The organism is Williamsia sp. (genome assembly GCF_016462415.1).
Classification (GTDB): domain Bacteria; phylum Actinomycetota; class Actinomycetes; order Mycobacteriales; family Mycobacteriaceae; genus Williamsia_A.
The window spans coordinates 1-4,854 of sequence record NZ_JAEMTF010000171.1 but is presented as its reverse complement, the minus strand read 5'-3'; the positions used below and the strand labels follow the sequence as shown (position 1 = coordinate 4,854).

At 71.7% G+C, this 4,854-nt stretch carries 1 protein-coding gene; it reads right to left on the bottom strand.

Annotated elements, in window-relative coordinates; genetic code table 11:
* The coding region (locus JHC79_RS22585) for a condensation domain-containing protein (protein ID WP_296395121.1) at positions 1-4,854 on the bottom strand (4,854 nt) is incomplete at both ends.

Genomic DNA, 4,854 nt, shown 5'->3' with positions numbered 1-4,854 from the left:
GGCGGGCACGTCGAGCTTGCCGTTCGGGGTGAGTGGCAGCGCGGTCATCGCGATGATCTGGGCCGGGACCATGTGCGCGGGCAGACGCACGGCGGCAGCGGCTCGCAGGTCGGTCCCCGCGGTGTCGCCGACCACGTACGAGACGAGCACGTCACCGACCGGGCCGTGGACCACGATCGTCGCGGACCGGGTGGCACCACAGTCGATGAGGACCGCGTCGACCTCACCGGGTTCGACACGCAGCCCTCGGATCTGGCGTTGGGCGTCGGTGCGTCCGCGGAACTGAAGTCCCCCGGCGGTGCGGCGCACCAGGTCTCCGGTGCGATACATCCGGGATCCGTCGGCGGTGGCGACGAATCGTGCGGCGGTGAGGTCGGCACGGTGATATCCCTGGGCCAGTGCGGGTCCGAACAGGTACAGCTCACCGGTCACACCGTCGGGGACGGGCCGCAGATGGGTGTCGAGGACCGCGGTGCCGAGGGTGTCGAACGCGTCGCCGATCACGGCGTCGGGGGTGGTCGTCGACGCCGGTATCGGCCGATGGGTGGCCACCATGGTGGCCTCGGTGGGTCCGTAGACCACCTCGATGCGCCGACCGGAGTTCCAGGTCCGCACCAGATCCGCGGGAACGACGTCGCCGCCGACCCAGATCGTCCGCACGGCAACAAGCGGTTTCGGGTCGAGCGTGGCCAGTACGGCCGGCGTGATGAACATCGCGCTGACGTCGCGCACCATCAGCTCGGCGGTGCCGATGGATCCACCGACGCGATCGGGCGCGATGACCACCAGCGTGGCGCCCGCCGCGGTCGCGAGCAGGATCTCCAGGAGTGCGGCGTCGAACGTGGGCGTGGCCATGTGGGCGACCCGGTCGGTGGTCCCCAGCCCGAACACGTCCGCGCCGCCGTACAGCGCGAGCCCGCGATGGGTGACCGAGACCGCGTTGGGTACTCCGGTGCTGCCCGAGGTGAAGACGACGTACGCGACGGAGTCGAACGGCACCGGCGCCCACCCGGCGACCCCCGTCGGGTGGGTCGGCCGTGGCGGCACCCGCAGCAGCGCCATGTCGATCCGCGTGGTCAGCGCTCGGTTCTCGACCGGACCGACGACGCCCGCTCGCGGGGCGGTGATGTCGAGTATGCGGCGGACGCGGTCCTCCGGTTGCCGCGGATCGATGGGCGCGTACACGGCACCGACGCGCGCGACCGCCCACAGGGCCACCACCGATTCCACCGACCGCGACAGCGCGACGGCCACCGGGTCACCGGGGCCGACGCCGTGCGCGCGCAGATCGTCGGCCACCGCCGCCGACCAGCCATCGAGGTCGGTATAGGTGAGGGTCTGCACGCCGTCGTCTAACGCGACGGCATCGGGATGGGTGCGGACCGCACCGGCGAAGACGTCGCCGAGCGTCATCGGCAGTGATGTCGACCAGACCGATGCCAGTTCGGTCTGTGCGCGTACCTCGTCGTCGGAGCGCAGGTCGATAAGGTCGAGCGGCACGTCTGTCGAGCCGGGATCGGCCACAAGCGAGGCGATCTGGGTCAACGCCCGCCGCCATTGATCAGCGAGGTTCTCGATGGTGGTGCGATCGAACAGCTCTGTCGCGTACACGAACGCGGCCGTGAGTCGGCCCGACGAGCCCGACACGGTCAGCTGCAGGTCGAACTCGGAGTGGGGGCTGGGGGCGTGTGCGTCGCCGAGCTCGAGACCCGCCGAGCCGACGTCGGTCTCCGGAACGAGTGACAACATCACCTGCACCAGCGGATGGCGGCCGGCGTCGCGTGGTGGGTTGGCGACGGCGACGATCTCGTCGAAGCCGACGAGGGTGTGGTCGAGCGCGGCGACGTCGGTGTCACGGACTCGGTACAGGAAGTCGAGGAGGCCGATCCCGGCGGGCATCTCGGTGCGCAGCACGACGGTGGACGTGAACATGCCGACCATGTCGGCGGTCTCGGGGTGACGGCGCAGCGATGCCGGTGCCCCGATGGCGACATCGTCGACGCCCGCCCACGATCCGAGGGTGACGGCCAGCGCGGCGTGCAGGACGTGGAACTCGGTGAGCCCGACGGTCCGCGCGGTCCGGCGGACATCACTCGACTGTGATCCGAGGTCGACGGTGAGGGTCGTCGTCTCGGTGGATCGGTGGACGCCGCGTGGGCGGTCGGTGGGCAGGTCCACCACCCCGGGGTAGCCCGCCAGCGCAGTACGCCACGCCGCGAGCTCGTCGGAGCGGACATCGGCCGGGATGGTCGATTCCCACACGGCCACCGAGGGATAGCCGATGTCGAGCGGTGCCAGCCACTCCCCCGACATCGCCGTGGAGAGGTCGGCGGAGAGGATCGGCACCGACTGCCCGTCCATCGCGACGTGGTGCACGACCACCACCAACATCCGGTGGTCTCCGGCGCCGATCAGGACGCCGCGGATCGGTGGCAGCAGCGTGATGTCGAACCCGGCGCCGACCGCGGTGGCGATGGCCGCGTTCGCGTCCCCGACCGCCCCGACCACGGTGAGCGGGGGTGTGAAGGTCGGCAACGCCACGGCCACCGGGCCGTTCGGCGAATCGGGATAGATCGACCGCAGCGGGACGTGACGATCGGCCACCGCACGCAACGCGGCCCGGACGCGATGGTCGGCGAGGCCGGGTGGGACCGGGACGGCCAGCGGCACCACGGCACCCGATCTGCCGTCGGAGAGTTGGTCGACGAACCACATCCGGCGCTGCGCCGAGGTCAGCGGGACCGGGTCGGATCGGCGTGGGACCGCGACGGCGTCGAGCGGGGGTGGCTGCGGGCGGCCCGAGGTGACGTCGGTCGCGACGGCGCGGGCCAGTCCGCGCGGGGACGAGGCGTCGAACAGGGCACCCACCGACACCGGCCGACCGAGTTCGCGCCCGATGATCGAGACCACCTGCGTCGCCGAGAGCGAGGTGCCGCCGAGCGCGAAGAAGTCGTCGTCGAGCTCGAGGGCGGCGGGGTCGAGATGCAGCACGTCGGCCATGGCGGCGCGAACCGTGTGCGCCAGCGCGGAATCGGCGGTGAACTCGGCCTCGGGTGACTCGGCCGGGACGGTGGCCGGGGTGGTCGACGCGGCGACCCCGTCGAGGCGCGGGAACGGGCGCCGCGGGTCGTCGGCGACGGCGGCCAGGGTGGCGACGTAGTCGTCGAGCAGGCGCCCGGCGACCGATCCCGGCACCGCGCCGGAGTGGATCACGGTGATGCCGAGCGGGTCCCCCGGCAGCCGACCGAAGACGACCTCGACGTCGAACTTGGCGCCCACCAGCAGCTCCGGCGATCCGGCGAGTTCGACCTGCACCCCGTCGATCGGGAGGTCGAGGCGCCCGCCCAGCACGGCACCGATCTCCTGCTGGACCAGCAGCACCGAGATCAGCGGGTCGGAACGGCCGTGGTGGCCGGGGCGGACCGCACGCGCGACCGCGTCGTAGGGGATCTCGTCGTGGGCGGTGGCGGCCAGGTCGGTGTCGCGGACGCGGCGCAGCGTGTCGGAGATCGTCGCATCCGGGTCGAGGACGGTGCGCAACGGCAGGGTGTTGACGAACATCCCGACCACCGGTTCCCACGCCGGGTCGGTGCGCCCGAGGACAGGCGCGCCGATGACGAGGTCGTGGCGACCGGTCCACTGGCCGATCACCGTCGCCAGGGCGGCGTGCGCGAGGTGGAAGAGCGTGGCCGACTCGCCGGCCGCGACCCGGTGCAGGGCTGCGACCAGGTCGTCGTCGAGTTCGGTGTGGATGCGCCCACCCCGCCCGGTGCCTGATCCGGAGGCGTTCGTGTGCGGGAGTCGGATCGGATCACCCACTCCGGCCAGGGTGTCGGTCCAGAACCCCAGGTGCCGTGCCCACTGCGACGTCGGATCCTCCGGGTCGCCGAGCCGACGCAGCTGCCACTGGGTGAAGTCGGTGTAGGTGAGGTCGGTGGCACGATCGCGGCCGGGTCCGTCGAGGTAGGCCGCGACGAGCTCGTCGAGCACCGTGCGCATCGACCACCCGTCCACGGCGACGTGATGCATCGCGATGACGAGCAGCCATTCGTCGGAGCCGGCGACCTCGAGGATCTCGGCGCGAAAGCCTGGTTCGGCAACGAGATCGAAAGGAGCCGACACGATCTCGGCGATGACCGCCTCCGCCGACTCGACCGGCACCCGTCGCAGAGCGACCGTACCGAGGTCCTCCACCGCGAGCACCACCTGACGCGGTCCGTCGGGGGTGTCGGGGTAGACGGTGCGGAGGCTGTCGTGTCGGGCCGGGATCTCGGCGACGGCGGTGCGCAGCCCCTCGACATCGAGCGCGCCACGGATACGCAGGACGACGGGCACCGTGTAGGCCGTCGAGGCGACGTCGATCCGGTTCAGGATCCACAGGCGCCGTTGCGGATACGACAGCGGCAGGTCGTCCGGCACCGGCAGGTGTTCGGGTGGGGTCGTGGGCGCGACCTCGTCGAGCGAGTCCAGCAGCGCGGCCACCGACCGCACCGACCTGGCGTCGAAGAGCTGGCGCACACTGATCGGTCTCCCCGTGTGTTCGCGCAGGCGTGCGGTCGCGCGTGTGGCGGACAGCGACGTCCCGCCGAGCGCGAAGAAGTCCGACGCGGTGTCGATGCGCTCGGCGGGGATCCCGATGACCTCCGACCACACCTTGGCCACGGCGAGCTCGTGCGCGGTCGACGGCGCGGCGCCGGTGGCGGCGGTGGCAACCGGGGAGACGGCGAGCGCGGATCGATCGAGTTTGCCGCCGCGGGTGCGTGGCAGCTCGTCGACGATCGTGATGATCCCGGGGATCGATCGTCGGGGCAGGGTGACCCGCAGGCGTTCCCGGAGGTCAACAGGATCGAGCTC